29 protein-coding genes, 1 tRNA gene and 2 pseudogenes are annotated in these 26,074 nt (G+C 62.0%); 16 read left to right on the top strand and 16 right to left on the bottom strand.

What is annotated here, in order from left to right; all coding sequences use genetic code 11:
- Positions 1–26 precede the first annotated feature (26 nt).
- The 5 genes from dapA (at position 27) to KCG44_RS09540 (ending at position 2,843) form a co-directional block, all read left to right on the top strand.
- Positions 27–887 (top strand): 4-hydroxy-tetrahydrodipicolinate synthase, encoded by an 861-nt coding sequence (dapA, locus tag KCG44_RS09560; RefSeq protein ID WP_255536510.1) that lies wholly within the window; start codon positions 27–29, stop codon positions 885–887.
- Positions 887–1,357, top strand: coding sequence for an SsrA-binding protein SmpB (gene smpB / locus KCG44_RS09555; RefSeq protein ID WP_218445865.1), 471 nt, complete (start codon positions 887–889; stop codon positions 1,355–1,357). The genes dapA and smpB overlap by 1 nt, the downstream gene beginning before the upstream one ends.
- A 153-nt stretch (positions 1,358–1,510) precedes the next feature.
- Positions 1,511–2,041 (top strand): DUF2062 domain-containing protein, encoded by a 531-nt coding sequence (locus KCG44_RS09550; protein ID WP_218445864.1) that lies wholly within the window; start codon positions 1,511–1,513, stop codon positions 2,039–2,041.
- Between the two features lie 9 nt (positions 2,042–2,050).
- Complete coding sequence (locus KCG44_RS09545) at positions 2,051–2,698, top strand: sulfite oxidase-like oxidoreductase (RefSeq protein ID WP_218445863.1); 648 nt, start codon at positions 2,051–2,053, stop codon at positions 2,696–2,698.
- A 68-nt stretch (positions 2,699–2,766) separates the two neighbouring features.
- Positions 2,767–2,843, top strand: a tRNA-Pro gene (locus KCG44_RS09540).
- A gap of 41 nt (positions 2,844–2,884) precedes the next feature.
- Here the strand turns inward: KCG44_RS09540 and KCG44_RS09535 are convergent.
- Genes KCG44_RS09535 through flgB form a run of 14 tightly spaced genes read right to left on the bottom strand, consistent with a single transcriptional unit; the run spans position 2,885 to position 13,921 of the window.
- Positions 2,885–3,337, bottom strand: a complete 453-nt coding sequence (locus KCG44_RS09535; RefSeq protein ID WP_218445862.1) for a response regulator — start codon at positions 3,335–3,337, stop codon at positions 2,885–2,887.
- The gene (locus KCG44_RS09530; RefSeq protein ID WP_218445861.1) at positions 3,338–4,192 is read right to left on the bottom strand and encodes a flagellar motor protein MotB; all 855 of its coding nucleotides are present in this window, start codon (positions 4,190–4,192) and stop codon (positions 3,338–3,340) included. It abuts the gene before it with no gap.
- A 2-nt stretch (positions 4,193–4,194) separates the two neighbouring features.
- Positions 4,195–5,061 (bottom strand): flagellar motor stator protein MotA, encoded by an 867-nt coding sequence (gene motA, locus KCG44_RS09525; RefSeq protein ID WP_218445860.1) that lies wholly within the window; start codon positions 5,059–5,061, stop codon positions 4,195–4,197.
- 11 nt (positions 5,062–5,072) lie between these two features.
- Positions 5,073–6,008 (bottom strand): flagellar hook-associated protein FlgL, encoded by a 936-nt coding sequence (gene flgL / locus KCG44_RS09520; RefSeq protein ID WP_218445859.1) that lies wholly within the window; start codon positions 6,006–6,008, stop codon positions 5,073–5,075.
- Positions 6,009–6,018: 10 nt separating this feature from the next.
- Entirely contained in the window at positions 6,019–7,425 is a 1,407-nt protein-coding gene (gene flgK, locus KCG44_RS09515; protein WP_218445858.1) for a flagellar hook-associated protein FlgK, read from the bottom strand.
- Positions 7,422–7,730 carry a rod-binding protein gene (locus tag KCG44_RS09510; protein WP_218445857.1) on the bottom strand — a complete coding sequence of 103 codons (309 nt, stop codon included), beginning with the start codon at positions 7,728–7,730 and terminating at the stop codon, positions 7,422–7,424. Before KCG44_RS09510 ends, flgK begins: the two co-directional genes overlap by 4 nt.
- On the bottom strand, positions 7,730–8,863 hold the full coding sequence (locus tag KCG44_RS09505) for a flagellar basal body P-ring protein FlgI (protein ID WP_218446295.1): 1,134 nt from the start codon (positions 8,861–8,863) through the stop codon (positions 7,730–7,732). The genes KCG44_RS09510 and KCG44_RS09505 overlap by 1 nt, the downstream gene beginning before the upstream one ends.
- A gap of 13 nt (positions 8,864–8,876) precedes the next feature.
- Positions 8,877–9,647 carry a flagellar basal body L-ring protein FlgH gene (locus KCG44_RS09500; protein WP_255536462.1) on the bottom strand — a complete coding sequence of 257 codons (771 nt, stop codon included), beginning with the start codon at positions 9,645–9,647 and terminating at the stop codon, positions 8,877–8,879.
- Entirely contained in the window at positions 9,628–10,413 is a 786-nt protein-coding gene (gene flgG, locus KCG44_RS09495) for a flagellar basal-body rod protein FlgG (RefSeq protein ID WP_218445856.1), read from the bottom strand. The genes KCG44_RS09500 and flgG overlap by 20 nt, the downstream gene beginning before the upstream one ends.
- Before the next feature lie 6 nt (positions 10,414–10,419).
- Complete coding sequence (locus KCG44_RS09490) at positions 10,420–11,154, bottom strand: flagellar basal body rod protein FlgF (protein ID WP_218445855.1); 735 nt, start codon at positions 11,152–11,154, stop codon at positions 10,420–10,422.
- Between the two features lie 5 nt (positions 11,155–11,159).
- A complete protein-coding gene (locus KCG44_RS09485; protein WP_218445854.1) occupies positions 11,160–12,446 on the bottom strand; it encodes a flagellar hook protein FlgE in 1,287 nt (428 codons plus the stop codon).
- Between the two features lie 14 nt (positions 12,447–12,460).
- On the bottom strand, positions 12,461–13,117 hold the full coding sequence (locus KCG44_RS09480) for a flagellar hook assembly protein FlgD (protein WP_218445853.1): 657 nt from the start codon (positions 13,115–13,117) through the stop codon (positions 12,461–12,463).
- Position 13,118: 1 nt separating this feature from the next.
- On the bottom strand, positions 13,119–13,517 hold the full coding sequence (gene flgC, locus KCG44_RS09475; protein WP_439651444.1) for a flagellar basal body rod protein FlgC: 399 nt from the start codon (positions 13,515–13,517) through the stop codon (positions 13,119–13,121).
- 8 nt (positions 13,518–13,525) lie between these two features.
- Positions 13,526–13,921 carry a flagellar basal body rod protein FlgB gene (flgB, locus tag KCG44_RS09470; protein ID WP_218445851.1) on the bottom strand — a complete coding sequence of 132 codons (396 nt, stop codon included), beginning with the start codon at positions 13,919–13,921 and terminating at the stop codon, positions 13,526–13,528.
- Between the two features lie 222 nt (positions 13,922–14,143).
- Between flgB and flgA the strand changes: the two genes are divergently transcribed.
- The 5 genes from flgA to KCG44_RS09445 all read left to right on the top strand — a co-directional run bounded on the left by flgA (position 14,144) and on the right by KCG44_RS09445 (position 18,475).
- Positions 14,144–14,827 carry a flagellar basal body P-ring formation chaperone FlgA gene (flgA, locus tag KCG44_RS09465; RefSeq protein ID WP_218445850.1) on the top strand — a complete coding sequence of 228 codons (684 nt, stop codon included), beginning with the start codon at positions 14,144–14,146 and terminating at the stop codon, positions 14,825–14,827.
- Between the two features lie 55 nt (positions 14,828–14,882).
- Positions 14,883–15,179 (top strand): flagellar biosynthesis anti-sigma factor FlgM, encoded by a 297-nt coding sequence (gene flgM, locus KCG44_RS09460; RefSeq protein ID WP_218445849.1) that lies wholly within the window; start codon positions 14,883–14,885, stop codon positions 15,177–15,179.
- Positions 15,180–15,189: 10 nt separating this feature from the next.
- Positions 15,190–15,486, top strand: coding sequence for a hypothetical protein (locus tag KCG44_RS09455; protein ID WP_218445848.1), 297 nt, complete (start codon positions 15,190–15,192; stop codon positions 15,484–15,486).
- Positions 15,487–15,632: 146 nt separating this feature from the next.
- Entirely contained in the window at positions 15,633–17,741 is a 2,109-nt protein-coding gene (locus tag KCG44_RS09450) for a flagellar biosynthesis protein FlhA (RefSeq protein ID WP_218445847.1), read from the top strand.
- Complete coding sequence (locus KCG44_RS09445) at positions 17,741–18,475, top strand: sigma-70 family RNA polymerase sigma factor (protein ID WP_218445846.1); 735 nt, start codon at positions 17,741–17,743, stop codon at positions 18,473–18,475. Before KCG44_RS09450 ends, KCG44_RS09445 begins: the two co-directional genes overlap by 1 nt.
- Positions 18,476–18,721: 246 nt before the next feature.
- Here the strand turns inward: KCG44_RS09445 and KCG44_RS14630 are convergent.
- Positions 18,722–18,979, bottom strand: a pseudogene (locus tag KCG44_RS14630) (flagellin); the annotation flags it as partial.
- A 696-nt stretch (positions 18,980–19,675) separates the two neighbouring features.
- A pseudogene (locus KCG44_RS14625) lies at positions 19,676–20,374 on the bottom strand (flagellin N-terminal helical domain-containing protein); the annotation flags it as partial.
- A gap of 184 nt (positions 20,375–20,558) precedes the next feature.
- Between KCG44_RS14625 and fliE the strand changes: the two are divergent.
- From fliE to KCG44_RS09410, 6 genes are read left to right on the top strand one after another with little or no spacing between them, the layout of a single operon-like run.
- Positions 20,559–20,885, top strand: coding sequence for a flagellar hook-basal body complex protein FliE (gene fliE, locus KCG44_RS09435; protein ID WP_218445844.1), 327 nt, complete (start codon positions 20,559–20,561; stop codon positions 20,883–20,885).
- A gap of 53 nt (positions 20,886–20,938) precedes the next feature.
- Positions 20,939–22,615 carry a flagellar basal-body MS-ring/collar protein FliF gene (gene fliF / locus KCG44_RS09430; protein ID WP_218445843.1) on the top strand — a complete coding sequence of 559 codons (1,677 nt, stop codon included), beginning with the start codon at positions 20,939–20,941 and terminating at the stop codon, positions 22,613–22,615.
- The gene (locus KCG44_RS09425) at positions 22,608–23,618 is read left to right on the top strand and encodes a flagellar motor switch protein FliG (RefSeq protein ID WP_218445842.1); all 1,011 of its coding nucleotides are present in this window, start codon (positions 22,608–22,610) and stop codon (positions 23,616–23,618) included. The genes fliF and KCG44_RS09425 overlap by 8 nt, the downstream gene beginning before the upstream one ends.
- Complete coding sequence (locus KCG44_RS09420; RefSeq protein WP_218445841.1) at positions 23,605–24,258, top strand: FliH/SctL family protein; 654 nt, start codon at positions 23,605–23,607, stop codon at positions 24,256–24,258. Before KCG44_RS09425 ends, KCG44_RS09420 begins: the two co-directional genes overlap by 14 nt.
- Positions 24,255–25,595 carry a FliI/YscN family ATPase gene (locus KCG44_RS09415; protein ID WP_369411960.1) on the top strand — a complete coding sequence of 447 codons (1,341 nt, stop codon included), beginning with the start codon at positions 24,255–24,257 and terminating at the stop codon, positions 25,593–25,595. The genes KCG44_RS09420 and KCG44_RS09415 overlap by 4 nt, the downstream gene beginning before the upstream one ends.
- Positions 25,595–26,002 carry a hypothetical protein gene (locus KCG44_RS09410; protein WP_218445840.1) on the top strand — a complete coding sequence of 136 codons (408 nt, stop codon included), beginning with the start codon at positions 25,595–25,597 and terminating at the stop codon, positions 26,000–26,002. Before KCG44_RS09415 ends, KCG44_RS09410 begins: the two co-directional genes overlap by 1 nt.
- The last annotated feature ends 72 nt before the right edge of the window (positions 26,003–26,074 follow it).

Here is a 26,074-nt window from a genome sequence, read left to right as displayed (position 1 = left end):
CCGTGACAATTTCTCTTTCTGGCTCAATGCCGGCACTCGTCACCCCAATGTCGGGCGGCAAGGTGGATTGGGACACGCAGGAAAGACTCGTCGATTGGCAGATCCGGGAAGGATCGCGCGGCCTGGTGCCCTGCGGTACGACGGGCGAATCGCCGACGCTGACCATCGATGAACATCATGAGATCGTGGCGCGCACGGTAAGGGTCGCCGCCGGACGCGTGCCCGTCATCGCGGGCGCGGGGTCGAACGACACCGCGACATCGTGCCTGCATGTCAAGGAAGCCGCGAAGGCGGGCGCCGATGCGGCGCTGGTCATCGTACCCTATTATAACAGGCCGGATCAGGACGGAATGTATGCCCATTTCAAGGCGGTGAGCGAATGTTCGGACCTGCCGATCGTCCTGTACAACGTGCCGGGACGCACGATTGCCGATCTGAAGCCGGATACGGTGAGGCGGCTGGCGGAATTGCCGGGCGTGATCGGTATCAAGGATGCCTCCGCCGATGTCGCGCGCTGTGTCCAGGCGCAGATCGACTGTCCGAAGGATTTCACCGTGCTGTCAGGCAATGACGAGCTGGCGCTCGGGATGATGGTCTCGGGCGCCCGCGGGCTGATTTCGGTGACGGCAAATGTCGCGCCAAGGGCGTGCGCCGATTTCATGACGGCGTGTGACGAAGACCGCTGGAGCGACGCGAGGGCGATGGGGGAGACGCTGCATCTGCTGCACCTTGCCATGTTCGCCGCGCCAAGCCCTGCGCCGGTAAAATACGCCATGGCGAAACTGGGCATCATTCCCGATCCGGAGGTGCGCCTGCCGATGCTGGCCTGTACCGATGCGCAGAAACAGGTCGTGGATGCCGCCATGACGCGGGCGGGCCTCGACTAGTGGCGAATACGGCATCCAAACACCGGATGATTGCGGAGAATCGCAAGGCGCGGTTCGAATTCTATATCGAGGACACATTCGAGGCCGGTATCGTCCTGCACGGCACCGAGGTGAAATCCCTGCGCGATGGCAAATCGACAATCGGCGAGAGTTATGCCGAGATCAGGAATGATGAAGCCTGGCTGGTGAACGCGAACATTCCGGAATATTCCCACGGCAACCGGCAAAACCACGAGCCGAAACGGCCGCGCAAGCTGCTGATGAAGCGGCGTGAGATCGATAAGCTGGGCGGGGCGATACAGCGCCAGGGCATGACGCTGGTGCCGCTGTCCATGTATTTCGACGATAATGGCCGGGCAAAGGTCGAACTGGCGCTGGCCAAGGGCAAGCAACTGCACGACAAGCGCGCCGTGCAGAAGGACCGCGACTGGAAGCGCGACAAGGCGCGGCTGCTGCGCGAGCGGGGCTGAGCGCCGGACCGGGGCATTCAACGCAACCGCCCGGTGCCGTGACGCAGATCATGGCGGCTTGCCGCACCGCAGTGGTAACATCACTGCCAAGTTCATATTTTAGTGAAGTCGTGGTGCTATTCGAGTCGGCACGTGAAACAGGGAGTTGCGATCATGGCCAGAAAGCGCGTCGCGCGCTGGTTGATGAAATACGCACCGCGCCAGGAGGTTCTGGCGCGGAACCGTCTGTTGCGGCCGATTTCCGGCTATATCGGCGACCCGAATGTCTGGCACTTCAACCGCCACAGCATCGCCCGCGGCGTTGCGCTGGGTTTGTTTCTAGGGTTTGTCATTCCTATAGGATTTCAAGTATTTATAGCCGCCTTCGTGGCGGTTTCCGCCCGCGCGAATATTGCCGTGGCGGCCCTGTTCACGACCGTCTCAAACCCGGTGACAGTCGTTCCGATCTATATCGCCGCCCTGAAAACCGGAGACTGGATGCTTGGCCGCGAGACAAGTGTTCTGGCGCCAGACGCGAATATTTTGATGATCGCGCAGGGGGCGTCGGTGCCGGTTATTCTGGGAACGATCTGTTTCGGCGCCATATCCGGGGCCGTGGGTTTCCTGACCATCCATTTTTTATGGCGGTACTGGGTGTCGCGGCGCTGGATGGCGCGGCTTGCGAGACGTGCGCGGCGAGCCTAAATCGCTGCCATGGCGGACGAATATAAAGCGAAACTTGTTGAAACGAAGCAGGCGTGGGCGCGTGCCGGCCGATTGCTGACCGGGAGAAGCGGGGAACACGGTGTCGACCGCCTGCCGCCGGGACAGCGCCTGGTGCAGAACTGGCCAGTTCTCGATCTTGGAATCCAGCCTGATATTCCCAAAGCGGATTGGACATTGACGGTAACCGGACTGGTCAAGACCGAACTGTCATTGGACTGGGACGCTTTCGCTGCGGAACCGCAGGTGGAAATGCTTAGCGATATTCACTGCGTGACGCAGTGGTCGCGCTACGACAATCGCTGGACGGGCGTGACCACCCGTCACCTGGCGGGCATGGCAGGGGTTTCGGAGACGGCGACGCACGTTCTGCTGTCGAGTTATGATGGCTATACGACGAATTTGCGCCTTGCCGATTTCCTGGATGAGGACTGCCTGCTGGCGCACAGCCATGATGGTGACCCGATCACGCGGGAACATGGCGGACCTGTGCGCCTGGTGGTGCCGCGCTACTATTTCTGGAAAAGCCCGAAATGGCTGAAGCGGATTGAATTTGCGAGCGCGGACAAGCCCGGTTTCTGGGAAGACCGCGGCTATCACAATGTTGGCGATCCGTGGCTGGAACAGCGCTACGGATAAGATTATTTTGCAGTTGCGAACGGACATGCATTGACCCTGCAACGTCCGGGTCCTACGTGGGCCGCAGTCGGGGAGTGGCGCAGGCTGGTAGCGCACCTGGTTTGGGACCAGGGGGTCGCAGGTTCGAATCCTGTCTCCCCGACCATTTGCTGAATAGCCACGCGTTCGCCGTGCAGGCGCCGCCGTTCAGCTCGCCGCTTCGGATTCCGGCGGCGCCCAGTTTTCATGTGCTTCGGTAACGGTACGGCAGAGATCCGCCAAGACGCGCGCGAACTCCGCGCGGTCGCCTTTGGGTTTAGGAAAACAGGCAGACGCGCCGAGTTCGTAGGCCTTGTCCCTGGCTGCGCGGCCATCGTCCATACGTGCCGATAGCATGACCACCGGACGGGGGTCTGTTTCCATGAGTTCCTGCAGGAATTCGAGGCCCGTCGTCTTGGGCATCTCGATATCCAGAGTGATGACGTCGGGGTCGAAAGCCTTGATCATCTTTCGGGCTTCGTCCGCGCCGTTGGCGGCCCCGACAAGACGTATGCCTTCGGCCCGTTCGAAGACTTCCGAAAATAACGCTCTCATGACTATGGAATCGTCCACGAGTAGCAGCTTAAGCGGCGTGATCTGGTCGTAATAGTTGCCACTCATTTAATAAAGCAACGTAACTGAAATGCGACGATTTCTGCCGGACAATGGATCTTCCTCTTCCCGAAGTTCACGATCTGCGCTGCCTTCAATACGAATGATACGATTTGCGATCGCAGGTCTCTCCGCAAGCATGGTACGAACAGTGTCCGCACGTTGCACCGATAGCAGCCAGTTGCTCATTCCGCCCGTGCTTTCATATTTGCGCGCGTCCGTGTGGCCGCGGATCACAAGGGCGTTGCGCTGGTTCTCGATAACACTGCTGACAGCATCCAAGAGAAGGCTCGTCGTATGGCTGGCCACTGAACTGCCGACCGGGAACATGGAGCCATTGTCATTGTCGATCAGCTCAAGATGGACGCCTGCGGGTGTCTCGTAGATCTCGAACCGGTCTGCCATGGCCTGTAGCTGGGGGGATTCGGCAAGGGCGGCAAGGAGCGCGGCGCGCAGGTCGGTCAGCAAATCCTCGTCGCCGTCCTTGGCGAACTGGGATTCGGATGTACTTTCCAGCGAGCGGTCGATGGTGCCGATGCGGGCGTTGATCTCATCAAGCGCCTTGGCGTCTGAAACATTCGTGCCATCGATCGCGCGGGACGAGCGGCCCGCGAGCAGGCCATTGGCGCCGCCGCCCTTCGATGTGTCGGCGAGCGTCGGCCGGAAATAGTCGGCGATGCCCTTGCGCTGATCCTCCGATGTGGCGCCGATGATCCACATCACGAGGAAGAACGCCATCATGGCGGTTACGAAGTCGGCATAGGCGATCTTCCACGCGCCGCCGTGATGCGCCTCCGTCGCGGGCGGGATTACCTTTTTGACAATGATCGGCCGCGGCTGTTGATTTGAGGCGAGCTCGATCATGGTCAGGCAGCCTCTCGCAGCGCATCGAAGACTTCAGAGAAACTTGGCTGATGGTGCGGCGAGATGCTGGTACGCGCAGCTTCGATCACCACCGCCTGCGGCGCGTCGGCAAGCGAGGCGACAATCATCTGTTTCACGATTTGATAGATCATCAGATCATCGTGCAGCACCTGCTTTAGCCTGCAGGCCATCGGGCCAACGATGCCATAGGCAAGAAAAACGCCGAGGAAGGTCCCGACAAGTGCGCCGCCGATCATGCCGCCGAGCACCGCCGGTGGCTGGTCGATCGACCCCATCGTCTTAATCACGCCAAGGACGGCCGCGACAATACCTAGGGCAGGGAGGGCGTCGGCCAGTGTTTGCAGGACATGAACCGGCTCCTCCGCCTCGTGCACTTCGGATTTGATGGCATTGTCCATGATTTCCTCGACCATGTGCGGTTCAAGGCCGCCGGGCGAGATGACCTGCAGGCGCAGCGTGTCGGTGATCAGCCGGATGAGGAACGGGTCCTGCATCAGATTCGGATAATCGGCGAAGAGCTCGCTCGATTCCGGTTCCTCGACATGGGATTCGACCGCAACCGGACCTTCGTTCTTCATCAATTTCAGCAGGCGCGCGGTGAGGAGGATGGAAGAATTATAATCCTCCGACGTCCAGCGCGGACCGGAAAAGATCTTTTTCACGGAGCTGCCCAGGCCCTTCAGCAGATGTCCGCTATTGCCCATCAGCGTTGCGCCGAGGGCGGCACCGCCAATGATCATGAATTCGAACGGCAATGCAACGAGGACAGGTCCAAGTGAGCCGCCGGCGACCATATAGCCGCCGAAAACCATGACAAAAAGAACTACAAAGCCGATGCCGAAGAGCATGATCTATCTTTCTAGAGACGCTCGAACAGCGACAGGCCGGAGATACGCGTGAAACCAGCCTGTGCGGCCTGAAGCAGCGTCAGCGTGCGTTCCAGGTCGACGATGGCGCGGGTAATGTCGGTGTCCTCAAGCGCGCCGCGCGCAATGGATGCCTCAAGGATGTCGATGTCCAGACGTTCAGTGGTCGCGTCCAGCTGCTGCAGCCGCGCGCCCTGCGTGGCGCTGGCCTCGCTGAGGTTGGACTGAAGGCTGTCGAGACGGTCAAGCGCGGTACCCATGCCGAGCTTGCGATCGGCGCGCGCGCTGTCTGTTTCGGCCTGATCCGAAGGTGTGGCGCGCAGGACGGCGATCAGTTCTTCCGCCGCGGCGAACAGCGACGTTCCGTCATCCGCGGCGAACAACACATCACCGCGGTCGCCGACCGACACGGTACGGTCAGCGCCAATGGGTGCGAGCGGCGCGGTGCCGCTGCCCTGCCAGACGATGCTGCCACCGCCGTCGCGGGCGTAGGCGGGCTGGCCGCTTGCCGCGCCCGCAAAGACATAGCGACCGTCGGAATCGCGGCGATTTGCGAGGGACAGCAGGCCATCGGTCAACTGCTCGATTTCGGCAGCGACGATGTGGCGATCGGCGGGCGTCTGCGTATCGTTCGCGGCAACCAAGGCAAGTTCGCGGATCCGCGTGATATCGGAGGCCATTGCGGACAGCGCATCGCTGGAGCTTTCGAGGCGCCGTGAGGCGACATCGCCATTGGCTTTCCAGTTCGCGGAGTCCGCCTCAAGCCGGGCAAATCGATCCGCGCGCGCGCTGGCGACGGGATCGTCAGCGGCGGATATCATGCGCTTGCCGGTCGCGATGCTGGTCTGCAATTGTGAGGATTCACCCTGGAGCCGGGCCATGTGATTGACCTGTCCGACATACCAGGAAGCCGTGGATATACGTAGCATCAGTCTGTCCTCACCGGATCCGCAAGAGAGTGTCGAAAGTGTCTCGGGCCGTAGCGATGATGCGCGCCGCAGCTTCGTAGCTCTGCTGGTAGCGGATCAGGTTGGCGGCCTCTTCGTCGAGGCTGACGCCGGTCATATTGGCCCGCGTGGTGTCCGCATCGACCGCGGCGACATTTGCGATATTTGCGCGGTCGCGGGCCGCGGAGAACGCTGTGGAGGCATCGCCCCTCTGGCGGGCGATGCCGGCTGTCAAGGGAGCGTCGACCAATGCCGACATGGCGAGAAGATTTCGATTGTCTTCCTGATTGGGCGGCGTGGGTGTCACGCCATCCTCAAGGAGGGCGGCGGCAGACGCGATCTGTTCGGGGTCGGTCAACGCCATGATGATGTCGGCGGCGCCGGTCACAGGATTGCCAGTGGTCGTCCCGAATATGGCGCTACCGGGATCACCGTTGAGATCCACACCGGCGGCATGCTGGCCATTGACAAGATCAGCGGTTTGCACGGCGAAATTGTCGAGGTTTTCCTTGGCTGAGAGAGTCGACGCAAGCGCCGAATAAAGCCCGCCGATCCGCCCCCCTGTGGGAATGGGCGCGTCCTGCGGCGCGAAGTTCGCGTTGAACTGCAGCGTGGGGAGACCGTCTCCGCCCGGGTCGCCGAGCGCAAGTGCAGACACGCTGGTCTCGCCAACCAGTTCCGGCCCGCTTTCGTCGGACATGCGTACAAGCACGCGCCCTTTCGAAAGAAATTCGATATGGATCGGTACTTCCTGAGAGAGTTCGTCAAGCGCAGCGTCACGGCGATCAAGCAGGGCGGCACCGGAGGCCGTTCCCTCCTGCGTCCGCGCCAGCTGGCGATTGATTTCCTGCAACTGTTCCAGCTTCGCATTAACGGTGCCGACGGACGCTTCGAGCGTACCCTCAATACCATCCTCTATGTTTTCCATGCGATTGGCGGTTTCGCGAAAAGCGGCCGCGAGATTGTCAGCCGCAGCCAGAACCTCGCCGCGAAGCGGGGTTGACGTCGGCGCCGCGGACAGGCGCTCGATACCGTCGACGAATTGCGCGATGGCACCGGATATACCAGCCTCGCGGCCGCCAAGAGCGCCTTCGATCTCGCCCAGCCACTGGGCGCGCGCATCGGTATTGGCGGCGCGCCCCCCGGTGATGCGGACATCCTGAGTCAGGAACTGATCGTAACCGCGTTCAATACCATCAATACGTACGCCGGCACTGCCGCTGGTTATGCCACTATACTGGACATAACCGCCGCCCGTCGCCGCGTCGGAAATAAGAAGCGCGCTGCGGCGCGTGTAGCCCGGCGTATTGGCATTGGCGACATTGCTGCTGGAAACCTCAAGCTGTACGCGCGCGGCCCTGAGGCCGCTGAGGCCAACACCGAAGAGATCAGACGTCATTCCTTGGGTCCTTCCGGTTTACCGCGCGCCAGAAATTCCGACAGCGCGCGGCCAATGCCAAGCGCGCCGCGTTCGCCCATGACGCTTGCGATCTCGCCGTCGAAACGGCCGCGGAACATGTCGCCCCCCTTGCCGCCAAGAATGTCGTCACCGAGATTTGCCTGGCGCATGGATGCGAGCATCATACGCGCAAAAATGGCCTCGAATTCCGCAGCTGCGGAGTCGAGGTCATTGCCGGAGGCGACATCGCGAACCTTGTCGGTGGATTGTCCATTCGGGATGATTGGCTGAAAAGTGGTTTCCATTAGATTACCACCAGTTCCGCTGTCATCGCACCGGCCGCTTTCAAAGCTTCCAATATGGCCACCAGATCGGAGGGTGCGGCGCCCACATCGTTGATTGCCTTCACCAGGTCGGCAAGCGACACGCCCGGTTCGAACACGAATGCGCGGCCGCCCGTTTCGGCGATGGAAATCTCGCTGTCGGGAAGGACGACGGTCTCACCATCCGAAAACGGTTCGGGCTGCGACGCGTCGAGATTCTCGTCCACGCGCACGATAAGGCTGCCATGCGAAACGGCGGCTGCCGTAATCCGCACGTCCTGCCCTATCACGACAGTGCCGCTGCGGGAATTGACGATGACTTTCGCCGCCGCCGCCGCGCGCTCTGCCTGAAGGCTTTCGATCATTCCAATAAGAGCCACTCTATCTTTAACGGCCGCCGGCGCAGAAACTTGAATCGAAACCGCGTCCATCGGTGTCGCCGTGCCGTCACCAAAAGCGTTGTTGATGGTTTTCGAAACGTTCATCGCGGTCGAAAAATCAGCCTGGTGCAGGTTGAATACCAACGCTGCCGAGGAGCCGAGAGGTGAAGACACCATGCGCTCCACCGTCGCGCCGCCCGGGATGCTCCCGGAGGAGGGAACGTTGACCTGGATGCGGGAGCCGTCACGGCCTTCCGCACCGAGGCCGGCAATAACCACATTGCCCTGCGCCATGGCATAAACCTGTCCGTCAGCGCCCATAAGCGGAGACAGAATGAGCGTGCCGCCGCGCAGCGACTTCGCCTTGCCAAGTGCCGAGACCGTGATATCGATGGTCTGGCCAGGCTTTGCAAAAGCAGGAATTTCCGCGGTCAGGATCACGGCGGCCGTGTTCTTGACGGACGGATTGACACCGTCCGGAAGCGTCAGGCCGAAGCGCGAGACTGTGCTTTTCATACTTTCGATCGTGTAGGCGAGATTATCATCGCCCGTGCCGGCAAGGCCGACAACAATGCCATAGCCCGTGAGCTGGTTGGAGCGGACGCCGGCGAAACTGCCAAGATCCTTTACGCGTGCCGCCTGCGCCGGAGTGACTGCCGTGATGACGATCGCGAGAAAGCCGGTAAGGAGCGCGGCGAGATACACGGCCGATATGAATCTGGAGCGGGAAATCATCATGGTCGGGCCCCTAAAATGGCGAGATCGAAGTAAAGAAGCGCTGTAGCCAGCCCTGTTTGGACGCGGCGGCGACCTGGCCTGTTCCGGCATAGGTGATGCGGGCGTCGGCAACCCTGGTTGAGGGCACGCTATTATCCATGCCGATATCGCTTGGCCGCACGAGGCCCGAGAGGCGGATATATTCCTCGCCGCGACTGACCTGAACGCGTTTTTCACCGCGCACCTTCAGCACGCCATTGGGCAGGACGTCCGCAACGGTGACCGTGATGTCACCGGACAGGGAATTCTGCTGGTTGGCGCTGCCGGAGCCGTCGAAATCCGTACTGGACCCACCCTCCAGCGCATCACGCGGTACAAAGCTGGGCAAGGCGCCGGGCAAGGTGACCGCCGTGCTTGATGAACGCGAGGCGTCGGCGCCCTGTGATTTCGAGGCGCGGGTGCGTTCGATCAGCCGCACGGTCAGTATGTCGCCGATCTGGCGGGCCTGACGGCCGCTGGCGAGCGCCTGATACGCGCTTGCCTGGAAGATGGCGCCGCCAGTGGTGACGGGCGCGGACGTCGGGGGGGGCAGGGCGGCCGCGAATTGAGGATCAGGACGATATTCGTCGCCAGAAAGGCCGCCGCATGCGGTCAGGGCGAGCATGGCCGCGCCCGCCATGGCGGGGCGAAGCGCCGAAGCGATGATAGCGGCGGGAGCAGGAGCAGGAGCGCTCTCCGCCGGTACCGGTTTCGGAAACACCAGCGTTTCGGCGTGGCCGATCTTAAATGTTCTGGGTGACATAGCGCAGCATCCCGTCAACGGTTGAAATGACTTTCGAATTTACTTCATAGGCGCGCTGGGTCTCGATCATCTGGACGAGCTCCTCGACCACGTTCACGTTCGAGGCCTCCAGAGAGGACTGACGGATACGTCCGCGCCCCTCGATGCCCGCTTCGCCAATGACGGCTGGGCCACTGGCGCCAGTCTCGAGAAAGAGATTGTCGCCGATCGCCTGCAGGCCAGCCTCGTTGAGGAAGCTGGCGACGTCGATGGTGCCGACCTCGACAGGCTCGGGCTGATTGGGAAGCGTGATGCTGACGACGCCGTTGGTCCCGATACTGATACCGTTCGAGCCTTCGGGAATCGTGATCTGCGGTTCCAGGCGGTAGCCCGACGATGTGACGAGGTCGCCCTGATCGCTGAGGCGGAAGGCGCCGTCGCGGGTATAGGCGGTCGAACCATCGGGTAGCGTGACCTGAAAATGACCGGGGCCGTCCAGCGCGATGTCGAGCGGGTTGGCGGTCTGCATCAGTTCGCCCTGTCCGAGCATGCGCTCGGTACCCATGGTGCGTACGCCTGTCCCCATGTTGAGGCCGTCGGCGCGCTCGGTTTCGCCGGAAGTCGGCGAGCCGGCCTGCGACATGTTCTGATACATCAGGCTTTCGAAGTCGGCGCGGTCGCGCTTGAACCCGGTCGTGTTGACGTTGGCCAGGTTGTTCGAGATGACCCGCATGCGCGTGTCCTGCGCGTCAAGGCCCGAGCGGGCGATGTGAAGAGCGGATGACATAAGTTGTTACTCCTGCCTGAGAAGGGATGCGCCCGCCGCGTCGAGATCGCGTGCGGTCGTGAGGAGGCCGACATTCATTTCGAACCGCCGGGCCTGTTCGATCAGTTCCACCATGGCGGCGGCACTATCGACGTTGGAGGATTCAAGGACGCCTGACGCAAGGCGGGCACCAGCGTCGGCCTGCAAGTCGCCATCGGTGCGAAACAGGTCGTTCTCGCGGCGCATGCGATCATCGTCGGTGGGGGTGACGAGCTTCAGCTGGCCAATCTCAACAAGTTCGTCGATGGCCCCGCCCTGGGGACGGATGTTGATGCGCCCGTCCGCCGCGATCATGACATGATCCGCAGCCGGCAATGTGATCGGACCGTTCGTGCCGATGACGGGATGTCCCGCGCCGTTCACAAGAAGGCCGCCGGCATTGACGTTGAGGTCGCCGCGCCGGGTGTAGCCTTCGCCGCCGCCGGGCGACTGAACGGCGATCATGGAATCGCCCTGCAAGGCGATATCGAGCGGCCGGTCGGTCTTGATCGTCGTCCCCGGCGTGAAATCGACGCCGGCTCCGCGCTCATTTGCGAACATCCGGTCGCGGCTGCCCGCCTCAGTGGCGGCGAGCGCAGAGATGTTGGCAAAATCGCGACGGAAGCCGGTCGTCGATGCGTTGGCCAGATTGTTCGCAGTGATTGTCTGCGAAGCCATGGCCGTCCGCATACCGCTAAGCGCGCTGTGGGAAAGACGATCCATTTACCCTAGCCCCTGATCTGCAGAATCGACTGGGTCATGGCGGTGTCGGTTTCTATCGATTTGGCGTTCGCCTGAAAGTTACGCTGCGCGACGATCAGGCCGACAAGCTCTTCAGTAAGATCGACATTGGCGCGCTCGATGGAACCCGACAGGATGTTGCCCGCGCCGTCTGAACCGGCGATCAGAAACTGCGGATCGCCCGATTCACCGGTGGCCTGGAAGCGTGACCCGCCCGTCCCGACAAGGGCTTCGGGGTTCGAGAAATTCACGATGGCGACGCGTCCGAGGTTCACGGTCGTACCATTGGAATAACCCGCCGAGACCAGGCCGGTGGCATCAATGGAAACACCGTCGAGCGTACCGGCGGGGAAACCATCCTGCTGTACCGAAAGCAGTGAGAATGGCGCGTCAGACAGTTCCGTCGCCGTCCCGAGTTCCAGGGTCAGCTGGGTCGGAAGCGTGCCATTGCCCGGATCATAGGGATCGAAAAGCACTGGCGGCACGGCGGGGGTATTCCGGCCATTAATGTCGAATTCGGCGACGATGGGGTTGCCGTCCGCCGGCGTCAGATCCTCGCCGTTAATGGTGACGTGTATATTCCATAGACTGCGCTGATCGCCTACCGACGGTGCCTGCGTCCGCACATAGTAGACTTCGGCAAGCTGCGGATTTCCGCCCGTATCGTAAAGCGTTGCGGGTGATTTGAAGTTATATGTCAGCGGATCACGCGAGTCGAAAGCGTAGGTGCCGCCAGCATAGCGTGGCTGTTCGGGAATAACCGTCGAACTTTCCGGCAGGTTCACGGCAACCTGCAATTGCGAGGTTGCGATCGGGTCGCCGGACGTATTGGGAAGCTGGAGTGGACGGAGCGAATCCGGACCTGTCGAAACCGTGCGGCCGTCGGGGCTGACGGTGTAACCAAGCAGGTGTTCGCCGCCCGGGCCGCGCACGAAATTGTCCCTGTCGAGAGAATAGGCACCCGCGCGGGTGAATGAAATATTCGTGTCGAGCAGATCCGGCCGCGTCGCGAAGAAACCCTGACCTGAAATGGCGAGGTCGAACGTATTGCCGGTCGATTCGATAACGCCCTGCTGGAACTGCTGTTCGGTTTCCTGAAGCACGGTACCCGTACCGCCCTGGTTGGAACGAATGCCCGAAGAGGCCACGAGATCGGCGAACGTCGTCGTCGATTTCTTGAAGCCGATCGAGTTGGCGTTCGCGATGTTGTTCGAGGTCACGCTGAGTGCGCTTTGTGCGCCCTTGAGACCAGTGAGTGCAATGTAAAGAGACATGGATTTTCCTTTGGTTAGGAGAGGGCCTTCACCTGATCGGCGCGGACGCTACCGATGCCGGTGATGGAGAGCATCGTGGTGTTGTTCTCGAGGGCGACGGAGGCGACATGACCTTCGACATAAAGCGGGGCCGGGAGCTCGCGCCCCTGTTCGGACATCATGGTGGCGTTGATGCGAAATGGACCATCGCCCGCCGCTCTGCCGTCCGCGTCAAGGCCGTCCCAGCGGAAGCCGACGGGACCCGCATCCTGCGGGCCAAGCTCCAGCTTACGCACGGAATTGCCTGCCCTGTCTGTAATCTCGACCAGGAGCCGTGCCGCCGAGCTGGCCAGACTGACGGCGCCGTTGACGGGCTCTCCGCCAGGCGAGATCTGGGCGGCGGGCACCAGGGCGGTGCGGCCGACATAAGCCGCCGCCTCACCCAGCCGGTCACCGGAAAGGTCGCTGCGGAGTCCCTTAATACTCTCGTTCATCTCAGCGATGCCGGAAACGCTGGAAAACTGCGCCATCTGCGCGACGAACGCTTCGTTATCCATCGGATCGAGCGGGCTCTGATTGGTGAGCTGGGTTGTCAGCAGACGCAGAAATTCGGCCTGCCCAAGCGACTCGCCAGTGGCGGAAGACGACGCCGTTCGGGCGTTCGCAATGTTCGAAAAAGCAACGGCTTCCATATTATTGTCCCAGCCTCAGCGTTGACATCATCAGGCCCTTGGCGGTGCGCAGGACCTCGACATTGTTCTGATATTGCCGGGCGGCCTCCATCATATCGACAAGCTCGGCATTGGAATCGACCGCGGCTTCCCAGACATAACCGTCCTTGTCCGCGAGCGGATGGCCAGGTTCGAGGCGGCGCGTCGGCTCCAGATCGGTTGTGACCACACGCTCGACCTCGACGGTCGCGCGGGCGGAGGATGCCTGGTCGAGCGCGGCGGCGAAGATCGGGCGGCGGGAGCGGTATGCGGTTTCGGCGCTGCCCGCGACGGTGCCCGCATTGGCAAGGTTGCTGGCAGTGGCGTTGAGACGCACCATTTGCGCCGACATGGCCTTTCCGCTGACGTCAAAGATGCTCATGGTCATCGCTATTCTCCCTTGATCGCCGACATCAGTGTCTTGATGCGGCCATTCAGAATGCCGATCGTTGCCTCGTAGCGGGCTGCGTTCTCGGCAAAGGCGACCTGTTCGCTGGCGAGCTCAACCGTGTTGCCATCGAGCGAGGTCTGGTTGGGCACACGGTACTTCGCCTCCATGGCACCGCCTGCTCCTGTGGCACTGGCGTCGAGATGGCGACCGTTCGACTTGGCAAGTGTACCCATGCCGTCACGCGCCGCGCCGAGTGCGCTGGCGAAATCAATGTCGCGCGCCTTGAAACCAGGTGTCGCCGCGTTGGCGATGTTGGAAGCGATCAGATCGAGGCGCTGGCTGTGAACGCCGAGCGCCCTTGCGCTTCCATCCAGATATTTATCGATCGCGTTCATCGTTACGCTCCCTGCCAATGCGGCCCTGTCTATTCAGGCGAGGCCAAGCGAAAATCGTGCCACAATAAAAATATTAAACAATAGCAATGTATTACGAGAATGTGATTGACGAGCGTCAAATTCTTGTCGGTACCCGGCGGCAGGATATTGGCGGTCTTGCCATGGGTCGGCGCGCGGCCGAGGGCGGGGCCGGGCTGGCACGGGATTTGCTATTGGCCGGATATGATGAATACACACACAGCGCGCGCGGCGACCATTCTGGGTCTGCTCCTTCTCGGGCTGATGCCGAGACCGGCGGCGGCGACCGGGTTTTCCGCGGCCGACATTGATGCAATCGCCGCAGATACGCTGGCGGCGCGCGGGAGTGGGCTGGCCACAATCCCCGTGGATCCGCGACTGCGTTTCGACGAATGCGGCGCGACGCTGCGCGTCGATGACGTGCGCGGTGGTCTGCGAATTTCCTGTCCGGGGAGCTGGCAGGTCAACGTCCGCCTGACGAGCGCTGGCGCGGCCGTTCGTCCCGCCGCGCCGCAGGGAACATATCTGGTCGCGGTACGGCCGATCCTGCGCGGCGCGGTCATCCGGCCGCAGGATATCAGACCCAAGGAAGGTGCCCTTCGCCCGGCCTATGTGCTGGAGCGTGACGTTGTGATCGGAGCGGCAGCGACGCGCACGATCCAGCCGGACATGCCGATTTCGACGGCGATGATAAAGCCCGCACTGCGGGTACACCGCCGCGATCCGGTGGAAATCGTTTCAAATGGCCGCGGATTTCAGGTCAGTATGGCCGGAACAGCGCGTCAAAGCGGTTCGACGGGCGCGCGTATTGAAGTTGTTAACGCTTCATCGCATAAGAAAATCAGTGGCTTCGTAACGGATTCGGGGAAAATAAAAATAAATCGCTAAAGCTTTTCCCGATGGGGTCGTTCTATAGTCCGTAGGAGCCATTTGGATAAAGACCATGGACAAGATAAGCACGAAAATCACGGGCGCGACGGCGGCGACAAATGTCGCCGCGAATAGCAAAGCCCCGCAGCAGGCAGCGACGGCGGTGCCAGCGAAGGGCGCGGCGTCAGGCCTCGCCAATGCGATCGAGCTGTCCGCGCTTGCCGTCGAGGCAATGCGGTCCGACGCCCCCATCGATAGCGCGAAGATTCAGCAAATCCGGCAGGCGATTGCGGAAGGCCGCTACCCGATGGAGCCAGGTGAGATCGCCAAGGCGATGATCCGGATGGAGTTCGGTGACGATGCAGCCTGAAAGAGACGCCTTGAGCGCGCTAGAGGAGGCGGTCGAAAGCACGATCAAGGCGGCCGAAAGCGGCAGTCCGGAGGCACTGGAAGCGGCGGTTACGGCGCAACAGGGGGTTATGCAGACGATCGAGCAGAAGAAGATCACGGCGATCCCGAATTTCGTGACCCGTCTGAGCGCGCTGAGGGACCGCAATGACCTGGCCGGACGCAGGCTTTCCGTCGCGCTGGCCGGGGTTCGCCGCCGCCGCGCCGCGATGTCGTCGCTGATCTCGGGAGGGACACAGACTTACGGCCGCAACGGCCAGATTGTTTGACCCTGTTCAGTAAGTTGAATGCACCAGCTAAATGCCATCACCCGCGCGCGCCGTTCGTTAATCGTTAAACAATTCTGAACAGCCATTCGGCCGCTTCCCATAACTGGCACGCCCTTTGCTTCCTGCATCTGCAGGAGAACCATCCGATGCAAAGTGCCAGTTTTTCGTCGCTGAAACTTACGCAGCTGCCGCAATTGGGCAGCGGCGCGCGCGCGTCGATGCTTCCGGTTCTCATCCTTGCGTTGATCGCACTTCTGGTGATCCCGATTCCGGCGGGCATGCTGGACATGTTCTTCATTTTGAACATTGCCGTTTCGCTGCTGGTGCTGATGGTCGCGCTGGGCGCTGCCAAGCCGCTGGATTTTTCGAGTTTTCCAACTGTCATCCTGTTCGCGACGCTGCTGAGGCTGGCACTGAACGTGGCCTCCACACGCGTGGTTCTGGTCGCCGGTCACGAGGGCCCGCAGGCGGCGGGCAAGGTTATCGAGGCCTTTGGCGCGTTTCTGATTTCCGGCGATTACATTGTCGGGCTTTTCGTGTTCGCGATTCTGGTGATCATCAATCTGGTCGTGATCGCGAAGGGCGCGGGACGCATTTCAGAGGTGAGCGCACGTTTCACGCTGGACGCGCTGCCCGGTAAGCAGATGGCCATTGATGCGGACCTTGCCGCCGGTCTGCTGACGGCGGAAGAGGCCAAGGCACGGCGTCAGGAAATCTCGACCGAAGCTGACTTCTATGGTTCCATGGACGGTGCCTCGAAATTCGTGAAGGGCGATGCCATCGCGGCGTTGCTCGTGCTGTTCATCAATATTGGCGGCGGGCTGATCCTGGGGACGGTCAAGCATGACCTGCCGATCGGTGAAGCCGCGGCCACCTATATCACGCTTGCCATCGGCGACGGCCTGGTCGCGCAGGTGCCGTCGCTGCTCCTGTCGATCGCCGCTGCTGCGATCGTCACGCGGGTAAATTCCGGCAGCGCGCTGGAAGGCCAGCTGACAAAGGAATTTTCCAATGCGGCCGCATGGATTCCCGTCGCGGCCATCGTGTTCCTGCTCGCACTGCTACCGGGCATGCCGCACTTCCTGCTGCTCGGCTTTGCCGGTGGCTGCGGATATGTGGCGTGGCGACTGATGCGCAAGACGGATATTCCAGCTGAACTCGAACCCATGCCGCAGGCCAAGCCGGAAACGCAGGAGGCAAGCTGGGAGGACGTTGTCGACAATGGCCAGCTGCGGGTCGACATCGGCTTTGGCCTGATCGATCTGGTGAGCGACGCCAAAGGCGCGCCGCTTGTCGGCCGCATCTCGGGTATCCGCAAACAGCTTTCCAAGCGGTTCGGATTTCTGGTGCCGCGCGTGCATATTCGCGACGATGTCGAGCTGTCCGCAGGCGATTACCGAATTTCGGTCGGAACGCAGACACTTGGACGTTTCTCCCTTGAGCCGGGGCGTTATCTGGCCATTGAGCCGGGCGAACTTTACGAGAAGCTTCCTGGTCCGACGGTTATCGAGCCGGCCTTTGGCCTTCCCGCGCTGTGGATTGGCCCGGAAGACAAGGAACGCGCCGAATTGGCCGGATATACGGTCGTCGATGCGAGCACCGTGCTGGCCACGCATCTGAGCGACCTGCTGGCGGACCGCATGCACCTGCTGTTCGGCCAGGACGAGGCGGGCGAGCTGGTCGAACGGCTGGCGGACGACGCGCCGCTGCTCGCCAAGGCCCTCACTCCTGATACGGTGTCGATGCAGATGTTGACGGGTGTGCTGCGCCGTCTTCTGGAAGAAGGTGTCGGCCTCGGCGATTTCCGGCGCATCGCGGAAACGATCTGCGCGGATGCCAATGGCGGTGACAGCGCCGCCATTCTTTCCGAGCGCGTACGGCGTTCACTGGCGCCGATCCTGGTGCAGGACGTCGCTCCCATTGGAGAGACACTGGGCGTCGTGACGCTGGAAGGCGAACTGGAGCGGCTGCTTATCACACCCGACCCTGTGGCCGACCTTGACCGGCTGAATGTCGAGCCGGGCCTGGCGCAGGATATCATCGCGGCCATGACCAAGACCGCCGAAGATCTCGCCACGGCCGAGCGGACATTCGCGCTGGTAACGGCGCCGCGCCTGCGCCGCGGGCTGTTCCTGCTGCTGAAGCATCATATTCCCGGCCTGACCGTGCTTTCGTTCGATGAAGTGCCGGATGATAAGCCTGTGGAAATACTTGGCGTGGTAGGTGCGGGGCAGAAACTTGAGGAGGCGGCCTGATGACTGCCCAACATAAACGTGCCGCTGCCGCCTATGGCGAGCCGGGCAGGCCGACAAATGCTGAGCTGATCCAGCAATATCTGCCGCTCGTGCGCAGGATTGCCTGGCACCTCAACGGCAGCGCCAGCGCAGACCTCACCATCGATGACCTGATGCAGATCGGCACGGTCGCGCTCATTGAGGCGGCGCAGTCGCACGATCCCTCAGCGGACGATGTGGAAGATAATTTTCCAAGCTATGCAAAGACGCGCATCCGCGGCGCAATTCTGGACGAAATGCGCCGCCGCGCGACAATGTCCCGGGGGGCACTGCGCCGCCGGCGCGAACTGATTACCGTCCGCGAAACGCTTTCGCAGCGGCTGGGCCGAGACCCTACCGATGACGAGACGGCGCAATATATGGGCATGGACATGTCGGCCTTTCTGTCGCTGTGCGACGAGGTGGGCGGCATTCGGTATGACAGTCTGGATGAAGTCTATAACGATCATTCCACCGTCTTTGCCACCGATGACGAGAGCCCGTTCGATATGGCGCTGCGCGGCCAGTTGCGTGACCGGCTGGCGGGCGAGATCGCCAATCTTCCCCAACGGGAAGGGCTCGTCCTGCAGCTCTATTTCGTTGAGGAACTGAACCTTGCCGAAGTTGGCGACGTTCTGGGCGTGACGCCTGCGCGTGTCAGTCAATTGAAAAGTTCGGCGCTGAAAGCCCTGCGGGATCGTCTTTCCGGGGACTGAATTGCGGTGTCGCGGACCGCGATCGCCGCGGCGTCCGATATACTCTCCCCATGTGCGGCATTCCCTTTTTGTGACAACCAGAGGCATGTAAGGTCGGCGCGATACGGCACGCCGGGCCTTTCCCCTTGCCATCCTGCCACATTCTGGCAACGAAAACGCCGCCTTGCCGGTCATTTATGTTGGCCAAAAGAAAACCCCCGGTGGATTGCGCCACCGGGGGTCTCCCTTAAGCTTACGCTATTGGACTTAACGCAGCAGGCTCAGAACGCCCTGCTGGGACTGGTTGGCCTGTGCAAGCATGGCCTGCGCCGCCTGCGTCAGGATCTGCGACTTGGCGAGCTGGGTCGTCTCTGCGGCAAAGTCCGCATCCTCGATCCGCGAACGTGCAGCCGACAGGTTGTTGGTGGTGTTGGTGAGGTTGTTCACCGTGCTCTCGAGGCGGTTCTGAACCGAACCGAGCTCACCACGCGAAGTCGTCACGCTCTCAAGCGCCGCGTCGATCACGGAAAGCGCGCTCGTTGCGGCTTCCTGGCTGGAGATGTCCAGTTTCGTCGTGAACTTGTCGGAACCACCCTGAGCTACCAAGCCGACCTTTGAAAGGCCGGGACCTTCAACGCGGACCGCGCCGCCCGTGGTGGAGACCAGCGATACGCCGTCACCAGAGTCCGAAGCCACAGCCTTCACGCCCGTACGATCCGTTTCTGCGTTGATCGCATCGATGTAGAGGCCGGCCTGTGTCGCGGCATTGGTATTGTCAGCAAGGGCAGCACCGATCGAAATGCCGTTGATGATCACGTCTCCAGCATTCAGCGCGACGTTCTGCGTCACATCGGCACCAGTGAAGCTGACGCCGTCAGTCGATGCGTTGAAGCCGAAATTGTTGATGTCGGCCGTCGTACCGCCAATCTTGATGTCCTTGCCATCGTTCGACTGCAAAGAGACGAAGCCGGTGTTGGTTGCACTGGTGAAGCCATCATCTGCGTTGGTCGACGCAATCTTGATGTCCTTACCGCCGCTATTGGCGAGCGTAATCGTACCGTCCTTGTTCAGCGTGGCAAGAACACCGGTGTCGGCGCGGTTGATGTTCGAAACCAGCTCGTTGACGTTCGCGGATGCTGCGATAGCGACATCGTTGATCACCAGGTCGCCAGCAGCGAAGGTTTCAGCCGTCGGCTTTGCGCTCGTGACGTTGTTGGACGCCGTTGCGGTTACGCCGGTCTGCGCGCTGTTGGCGTTAATGGCTTCCGCAAGCACCTTTGCGGTGTCAACGGTGATGCCGCTCGCGAAGTCAGTTGCGACAGCGCTGGCACCGTTGATGGTGACGTCGCCGGATGCGATGGACGAAAGGTCGCCGACGCGGCCGGAAATCGTCTGACCGTCACGGCCACCAGCCGTCAGGCCGAGCGAGTTCGTGTTGACCTCGACGAGGGATACCGAAACCTTGTCAGACGCGTTGACGCCGGTCTGCAGGCTGAGGTTCTTCACGGAACCGTCAAGCAGGTTCAGGCCGTTGAAATTGGCCGTCTTTGCGATGTTGTTGATTTCGGCCAGCAACTGGTCCGTCTCTGACTGCAGGCTGGTGCGGTTGGAGCCGCTTAGCGTGCCGTTGGCGCTCTGCACGGCGAGTTCACGAACACGCTGAAGCATGTTGGTGACTTCGTTGAGGCTGCCTTCCGCCGTCTGTGCGAGCGAGATGCCGTCATTGGCATTCCGAATGGCAACAGCCGTACCGCGGATGTTGGAGGTCATGCGCTGGGAGATGGCGAGACCGGCGGCGTCGTCCTTCGCGCTGTTAATGCGCTTGCCCGTGGACAGGCGCTCCATGGTGGTTCCCAGGTCCTTGCTGGCCATGGAACCTGCGGACTGCGCACGCAGCGCATTCACGTTTGTGTTGATCATCGACATTGATACTCATCCTTGTTCATCATCGGAAAAGCGGAAGGGTTTCTCCCCGCAATCAAGGGAACGACGAACGCGGAAAAAGTTTAAGGCGGAAATCGCGATTGGCCTCGCCGCGGAACTGGCACGCGCCTTGCTGAGTGTCCTCCTGTATAGAAACAAGTGACAGGATTTTGACGCAGCCATGAAGGTCGACCCATCAAAACTGATGAGCATTCGCGCCGATGTGCTGGCGCGAAACAATGCGCTGGCGGCGGCGAGCGCCAATAAAACGTCACCCGGCGCGGACGATGCGGGCTTCGGCAAGATCATTTCATCGGCCGTCGACAATGTCGCGGCGCTGCAAGCGGAGTCATCAAAGGCCGTCAGCGCCTTCCAGTCGGGAGAAAGCCATGATGTGGCTTCCATGATGGTCGCGCGGCAGAAATCTTCGCTCGGCTTTCAGGCAACCCTGCAAATCCGCAACAAGCTTTTGTCCGCCTACAAGGACATCATGAACATGCCGGTGTGATCCCGACCGCCAGAGGATCGCACATGATCAAGTCTTCTAGAGGAACGCGTTAGATGAGTGATACAGCAGGCACGGCGATTATCCCCCAGCGCCGGTCCAATGATGGCAGCATGGTCGCCACAGGCAGCGCCGCGATGGCCAAGCTGCCAGAGCCGGTGCGCCAGGCCGTTTCCAGCGGTGCTTTCCAGCGCATCTGGCCGACGGCGGCCGCGCTTCTGGTGGTGGCCGCGATACTATTCGCCGTGAACATGCTGCGGACGCCAGACCGTGTCCCGGTCTTCGCCGGGCTCCCCGATGCGGAGAAGTCAGCTGTCATGGAAAGTCTGACGGCGGCAGGGTTCGATGCGGATCTGGACCCGGCGACCGGCGCGCCGTCCGTACCGCGTGCCGATCTGCACCGCGCCCGCATGACACTGGCCGCTGCCGGGTTACCCGAATCCGGAGCGAGCGGTTACGATCTGCTGACGGAAATGCCGTTCGGAACCAGCCGGGCGGTGGAATCCGCCCGCCTGCGTCAGACCCAGGAAACCGAACTGGCACAGTCCATTCAGGCGATGCGCGGCGTGAAGGCCGCGCGTGTGCACATCGCCGTAGCGGAACCGAGCGCATTCGTACGGTCCACGGCCGCACCCAGCGCGTCGGTATTTCTGGAACTCGCCGATGGCCGTGTGCTTGGCGAGGGGCAGATCATGGCCATCGGACATCTTGTGTCCTCCTCCGTTCCCGGCCTTGTCGCCGAACGGGTTTCCATCGTCGATCAGCGCGGAACGCTGATGTCGCAGCGCGGCGGCAGCGGGGCGATTGCCGACCGTGAACTCGACTATCGCGAGCGGCTGGAGCAGCAGTGGCGCGACCGGATCGCGGCGATCATGACGCCGCTATATGGGCAGGGCGGATATACGGCCGAAGTCGCGCTCGCCATCGATTTCACCGCGACGGAATCAACCAGTGAGACCTTTGGCAAGGCGGCGGCTTTGCGCAGTGAACAGCGCAGCGCAAGGCCAGCGGGAGACGGCGGTAACGGTGCGGCGCGGGGAATTCCCGGCACACTCAGCAACCAGCCGCCACCGGCAGCGCAGCTGACCGAAGGCGGCGGCGAAGATGGCGGCGAGGGTGAAACACCGCCTGACGCCGCACGCGCATCGGCAAGTGGCATGGATGAAAGCTACACGCGAAATTACGAACTCGACAAGCAGGTTGCGGTAACGCGCGCGCCGACGGGGACGATCATGAACGCATCCGTCGCGGTTGTCATCCGCGATGGCGAAAAGAAGATCACCGATAGCGACATCGCGGCGGCGCAGGCCCTGCTGGGCGGTGCGCTTGGTATCAATGAGGAGCGCGGCGACCGCCTCGTTGTACAGGCGCACAGTTTTGGCCCGAACACCGCCGAAGTCGAACCGCTGCCCATTTATGAGCAGGGCTGGGTCAAGGACTGGGCGTCGCTGGCGGTTGTTCTGATCCTGGGCCTGGTCGCGCTGTTCGTGGTTGCGAAGCCGTTGCTGCGCGCGGTCACGGCGCCCGCTGCGAAGGCGGGCGGCGGCGATGACGATGCCGCGCAGCTGCTTGCGGCCACGCAGGCACAGGCCTTGCAGGCACCGCGTGAGATGACCCCGTATACGGAGAAGATAGAAAAGCTGCGGGAACTGGTGAATGAAGATCGCGACCGCGCGTTCGGATCGATTTCAAAGCTGCTGAAGACAGATGGAAAGGCCGCCGCGAATGGCTGATTCCTCGTCCATGGATGGTATGACGCCGGTTCAGCAGGCAGCCGTGCTGCTGATGCTGCTGGATGAGGAACAGAGTTCCGCGTTTATTGGCGGGCTGGAGCCTGCGCAGGCCGAAGCGCTGGGAACGGCCATGGTGCAGATCGCCGAGGTCGACCAGACCGCGACGAGTTCCGTGATCGCCAATTTCCTCGACAATGTCGGTGAGGCCGCCCCGGTCAGCGGCGGTGCGAGCGCGGCGCGCACGATGTTTTCCCGCGCACTTGGCGACGCCCGCGCCGCGCAGATGCTGGGCGCCGCCATGCCGAGCAGCACACCGCCAGATGCGCCGGAATTGCAGTGGATCGCGCGCGCGCAGCTGGCGGAATTGTTGACGCAGGAGCATCCGCAGGCGATCGCGGCGGCACTAAGCCTGGTGCCTGCCAATGTGGCATCCGATATTCTTCCGCATCTGGACGCCGATGTGCAGACCGACTGCCTGATGCGACTGGCGCGCATGGACGAACTTTCGTCCGCCGCCGTCGCGCTGATCCGCGAGGCCTACAGCGGCGGTGTCCTTCCGGTTGGCTTCTCTATCCCGATCAATCAGATCAGCGGCATCGATGTGACCGTCGATATCCTGAAAATGCTGCCTCCGGCACAGGCGAAGGCATTGCAGGAACGCATGATGGAGTCCGACAAGGAGCTTGCCGAGACCATCGACGAGCGCATGCTTATCTTCGAGGATCTGCTGACCATCGACGGCCGCGCCATGCAGCAGGTCATCGCCGCGGTGCCACAGGATCTGCTGGCATCCGCACTGCGCGGGGCCGGGGACGATCTGAAGGCGCATATTCTTAAGGGTATGTCCACACGTGCAGCGCAAACGCTGGAAGACACAATGAAGAGTGCCAAGCCCGCCAGCCGCGACGACGTCGAACGCGCACGTTCGGAAATCATGCGGACCGTGCGTCAGCTTGCCGATAAGGGTGACATCATGATCGGAGGCGGAGATGATCTCGTCTAATATAGCGCTGGCCTTTCAGCCGGATGAGTTCGTTCAGGCCGAAAGGACGTTCACACCGGATCCCTTTGCGGAAGCCACGCTGGACCCCGACGCGCTGAGCGAGGCCATCGCCCGTAGTTCGCCTGTCGGCGCCTCCATCACGAAATCGCTGGCGGCACAGCAGCAGGATGATCACCAGGCCGAACTGGCAACGGTGCGGGAAGAGGGGTTCGCCGCTGGCCGCAAGGCGGCCGAGAATGAACTCGGGGCCGAGCTGGCGGCCGCGAAGCAGTTGCTTGCCTCCCTGCAGAATCAGCTGGAAACGCAGATCAGCGCCGCATCGGAACCGTTGGCAGCCGCCGCCGAAGCGCTGGTCATTGAATTGGCAACCGCCGTCATCGGCGAGGAGCTGTCGCAGAACCCGGCGGCCATTCGTGCGCGCGTCGATCAGGCCTTTGCCGATAATAACGATCTGCGCGGTGACGGGGCGACCGTTCATGTGCACGAGGATGATGTCGCCCTGCTTTGCGACCTGAGGGTTGTGAGCGTCGTTGCCGATCCGGCGCTGACACGCGGGGATTTCAGAATCACATGCGGTGCCTATGCCGCTGAAGACATCATAACCGCGCGCATCGACACCGTGCTGACCGCAGACGCGTGACGACAGATACATCCCTGGCTGAACATGCGGCGACGCGGCTGCGCGACCGGTTTCCCGCGACACGCAGGCCCTCGGCCCGCGCGGTCGGCAGGCTGGCGGCGTCGGATGGACTTTCGCTGGAAGCCATCGGCCTGAAAGCGCCGGCTGGCGCGCTGTGCAGGATCGGTCCGCCGGATCGCCCCTGCGGCGAGGCCGTCGTTACCGGATTTCGCGGCGATAGCCTGCTGTTGATGCCGCTGGACCTGAAGGCGGAAGTCGCGCCAGGGATGCGGGTCACGCTGGCACGGGCGCATGATAATATTCCGGTTGGCGGCGCTCTCCTGGGCCGGGCCATTGATGATAGCGGCCTACCGATCGACGGACTGGGCACCATTCGCTGTGAAGAGGAATGGCCGCTATCCGGTGCGCAGCGCAGGGGATCCGCCAGCGTCGAGAAGCCGTTTGCAACCGGTATTCGTTCAATCGACGCGGCACTGACGCTGGGGGCGGGGCAGCGCATTGGCGTCATTGCGCCGGCCGGCACGGGGAAGACATCCCTTGTCAGTATGATGGCGTCCTTTTCGAGCGCCGATGTGATCGTCATGGGGCTGATTGGCGAACGAAGCCGCGAAGTGTCCGATTTCATCGGAACGCATCTTGGCTCCGAACATGGCAAACGCTGTATCATCGTTGCGGTGCCCGCCGACCGCTCGGCGCTGCGGCGTCTGAGGGGCGCGGACCGGGCCACGGCGATTGCCGATTATTTTCGGGCGCAGGGCAAGAATGTCCTGCTGGTTCTGGACAGTCTGACCCGGCTGGCACATGCGCAGCGGGAAATCGGCCTTGCCATGGGGGAACCGCCGACCGCGCGGGGCTATCCGCCCTCGGTCTTCAGCCTTATCCCGCGGATTATCGAGCGGGCTGGCGCCGATGTAGGTGGCGGGTCGGTGACCGGTATCTACACCGTTCTTGCCGATAGCGCCGAGGTCGGCGACGATCCGGTCGTCGATAGTGCGCGCGCCATTCTCGACGGACATATTTTGCTGACGCCGGACCAGGCCGCGCGGGGGATTTATCCCGCCATCGATCTGACGCGCTCGATCAGCCGCGTGATGGATCACATTGTTCCCCCGCAGCATGCCGACGCTGCGCGGCGGCTGCGCCGCATGCTGAAAATCCATGACGACAACCAGGATTTGCTGATGCTGGGCGGCTATGTCGAAGGCACCAATCCCGATCTGGATATGGCGCTGAAGAAACATGTCGAGATCCAGCGTTTCCTGGGTCAGCCGTCCGACGAGTTTGTTACGACCGATGACGCGGTCGCCAATTTAATGGCGCTGACCGGCGGTAGCTGATGCGAAGCCCCGGGCGCATCGCCGAGCTGTTGAAGACGCGGGAGCGCATTGCGCGCATCAAGCTGGCACAGGCAGAGCAGAAACGGCTGGCGGCGGCGGATATCGAGGCACGGCTGGCATCCCTCAATGTGAATTACGAACCGCGAAAGGGAATCAGCCCCGCCTGGCAGCTGGCGGCTGAAGCGCGTCAGCGGGAGGGCATTTTCGCTGCCGAGAAGGCGGCGCGTATGCGGACCTGCACCCTGGCCGAGACCGTTAGCTCTGCGCGTGAAATGGCCGCGCGCGAGGCGGCGCGGCATGATGCCGTGTCGCGCATGGCGACAGCCGCCGACAAGATGGCGGTGAAGCAGGAAGATACGCGCATGGAGGCGACGTTCCCCACCGTCCGCTCTCGCCCGAAATCCTGAGTTTGGCGGTGCATTAAGGAATTGGCACGGACGTTGCTTAACCATCATCAAATGCCGGATTGTCGGCGATGG

The organism is Pacificimonas pallii (assembly GCF_019204005.1).
GTDB classification, from domain to species: Bacteria; Pseudomonadota; Alphaproteobacteria; order Sphingomonadales; family Sphingomonadaceae; genus Pacificimonas; species Pacificimonas pallii.
Note: the sequence above shows the minus strand (reverse complement) of the source record. Positions and strands in the feature narration are given on the sequence as shown.

Coding starts and splice junctions, on each gene's coding strand:
- dapA (WP_255536510.1), top strand. CDS start 27: ATGCCGGCACTCGTCACCCCAATGTCGGGCGGCAAGGTGGATTGGGAC.
- KCG44_RS09550 (WP_218445864.1), top strand. CDS start 1,511: ATGGCCAGAAAGCGCGTCGCGCGCTGGTTGATGAAATACGCACCGCGC.
- KCG44_RS09545 (WP_218445863.1), top strand. CDS start 2,051: ATGGCGGACGAATATAAAGCGAAACTTGTTGAAACGAAGCAGGCGTGG.
- KCG44_RS09535 (WP_218445862.1), bottom strand. CDS start 3,337: ATGAGTGGCAACTATTACGACCAGATCACGCCGCTTAAGCTGCTACTC.
- KCG44_RS09530 (WP_218445861.1), bottom strand. CDS start 4,192: ATGATCGAGCTCGCCTCAAATCAACAGCCGCGGCCGATCATTGTCAAA.
- motA (WP_218445860.1), bottom strand. CDS start 5,061: ATGCTCTTCGGCATCGGCTTTGTAGTTCTTTTTGTCATGGTTTTCGGC.
- flgL (WP_218445859.1), bottom strand. CDS start 6,008: ATGCTACGTATATCCACGGCTTCCTGGTATGTCGGACAGGTCAATCAC.
- flgK (WP_218445858.1), bottom strand. CDS start 7,425: ATGACGTCTGATCTCTTCGGTGTTGGCCTCAGCGGCCTCAGGGCCGCG.
- KCG44_RS09510 (WP_218445857.1), bottom strand. CDS start 7,730: ATGGAAACCACTTTTCAGCCAATCATCCCGAATGGACAATCCACCGAC.
- KCG44_RS09505 (WP_218446295.1), bottom strand. CDS start 8,863: ATGATTTCCCGCTCCAGATTCATATCGGCCGTGTATCTCGCCGCGCTC.
- KCG44_RS09500 (WP_255536462.1), bottom strand. CDS start 9,647: ATGTCACCCAGAACATTTAAGATCGGCCACGCCGAAACGCTGGTGTTT.
- flgG (WP_218445856.1), bottom strand. CDS start 10,413: ATGTCATCCGCTCTTCACATCGCCCGCTCGGGCCTTGACGCGCAGGAC.
- KCG44_RS09490 (WP_218445855.1), bottom strand. CDS start 11,154: ATGGATCGTCTTTCCCACAGCGCGCTTAGCGGTATGCGGACGGCCATG.
- KCG44_RS09485 (WP_218445854.1), bottom strand. CDS start 12,446: ATGTCTCTTTACATTGCACTCACTGGTCTCAAGGGCGCACAAAGCGCA.
- KCG44_RS09480 (WP_218445853.1), bottom strand. CDS start 13,117: ATGGAAGCCGTTGCTTTTTCGAACATTGCGAACGCCCGAACGGCGTCG.
- flgC (WP_439651444.1), bottom strand. CDS start 13,517: ATGAGCATCTTTGACGTCAGCGGAAAGGCCATGTCGGCGCAAATGGTG.
- flgB (WP_218445851.1), bottom strand. CDS start 13,921: ATGAACGCGATCGATAAATATCTGGATGGAAGCGCAAGGGCGCTCGGC.
- flgA (WP_218445850.1), top strand. CDS start 14,144: ATGATGAATACACACACAGCGCGCGCGGCGACCATTCTGGGTCTGCTC.
- flgM (WP_218445849.1), top strand. CDS start 14,883: ATGGACAAGATAAGCACGAAAATCACGGGCGCGACGGCGGCGACAAAT.
- KCG44_RS09450 (WP_218445847.1), top strand. CDS start 15,633: ATGCAAAGTGCCAGTTTTTCGTCGCTGAAACTTACGCAGCTGCCGCAA.
- KCG44_RS09445 (WP_218445846.1), top strand. CDS start 17,741: ATGACTGCCCAACATAAACGTGCCGCTGCCGCCTATGGCGAGCCGGGC.
- fliE (WP_218445844.1), top strand. CDS start 20,559: ATGAAGGTCGACCCATCAAAACTGATGAGCATTCGCGCCGATGTGCTG.
- fliF (WP_218445843.1), top strand. CDS start 20,939: ATGAGTGATACAGCAGGCACGGCGATTATCCCCCAGCGCCGGTCCAAT.
- KCG44_RS09425 (WP_218445842.1), top strand. CDS start 22,608: ATGGCTGATTCCTCGTCCATGGATGGTATGACGCCGGTTCAGCAGGCA.
- KCG44_RS09420 (WP_218445841.1), top strand. CDS start 23,605: ATGATCTCGTCTAATATAGCGCTGGCCTTTCAGCCGGATGAGTTCGTT.
- KCG44_RS09410 (WP_218445840.1), top strand. CDS start 25,595: ATGCGAAGCCCCGGGCGCATCGCCGAGCTGTTGAAGACGCGGGAGCGC.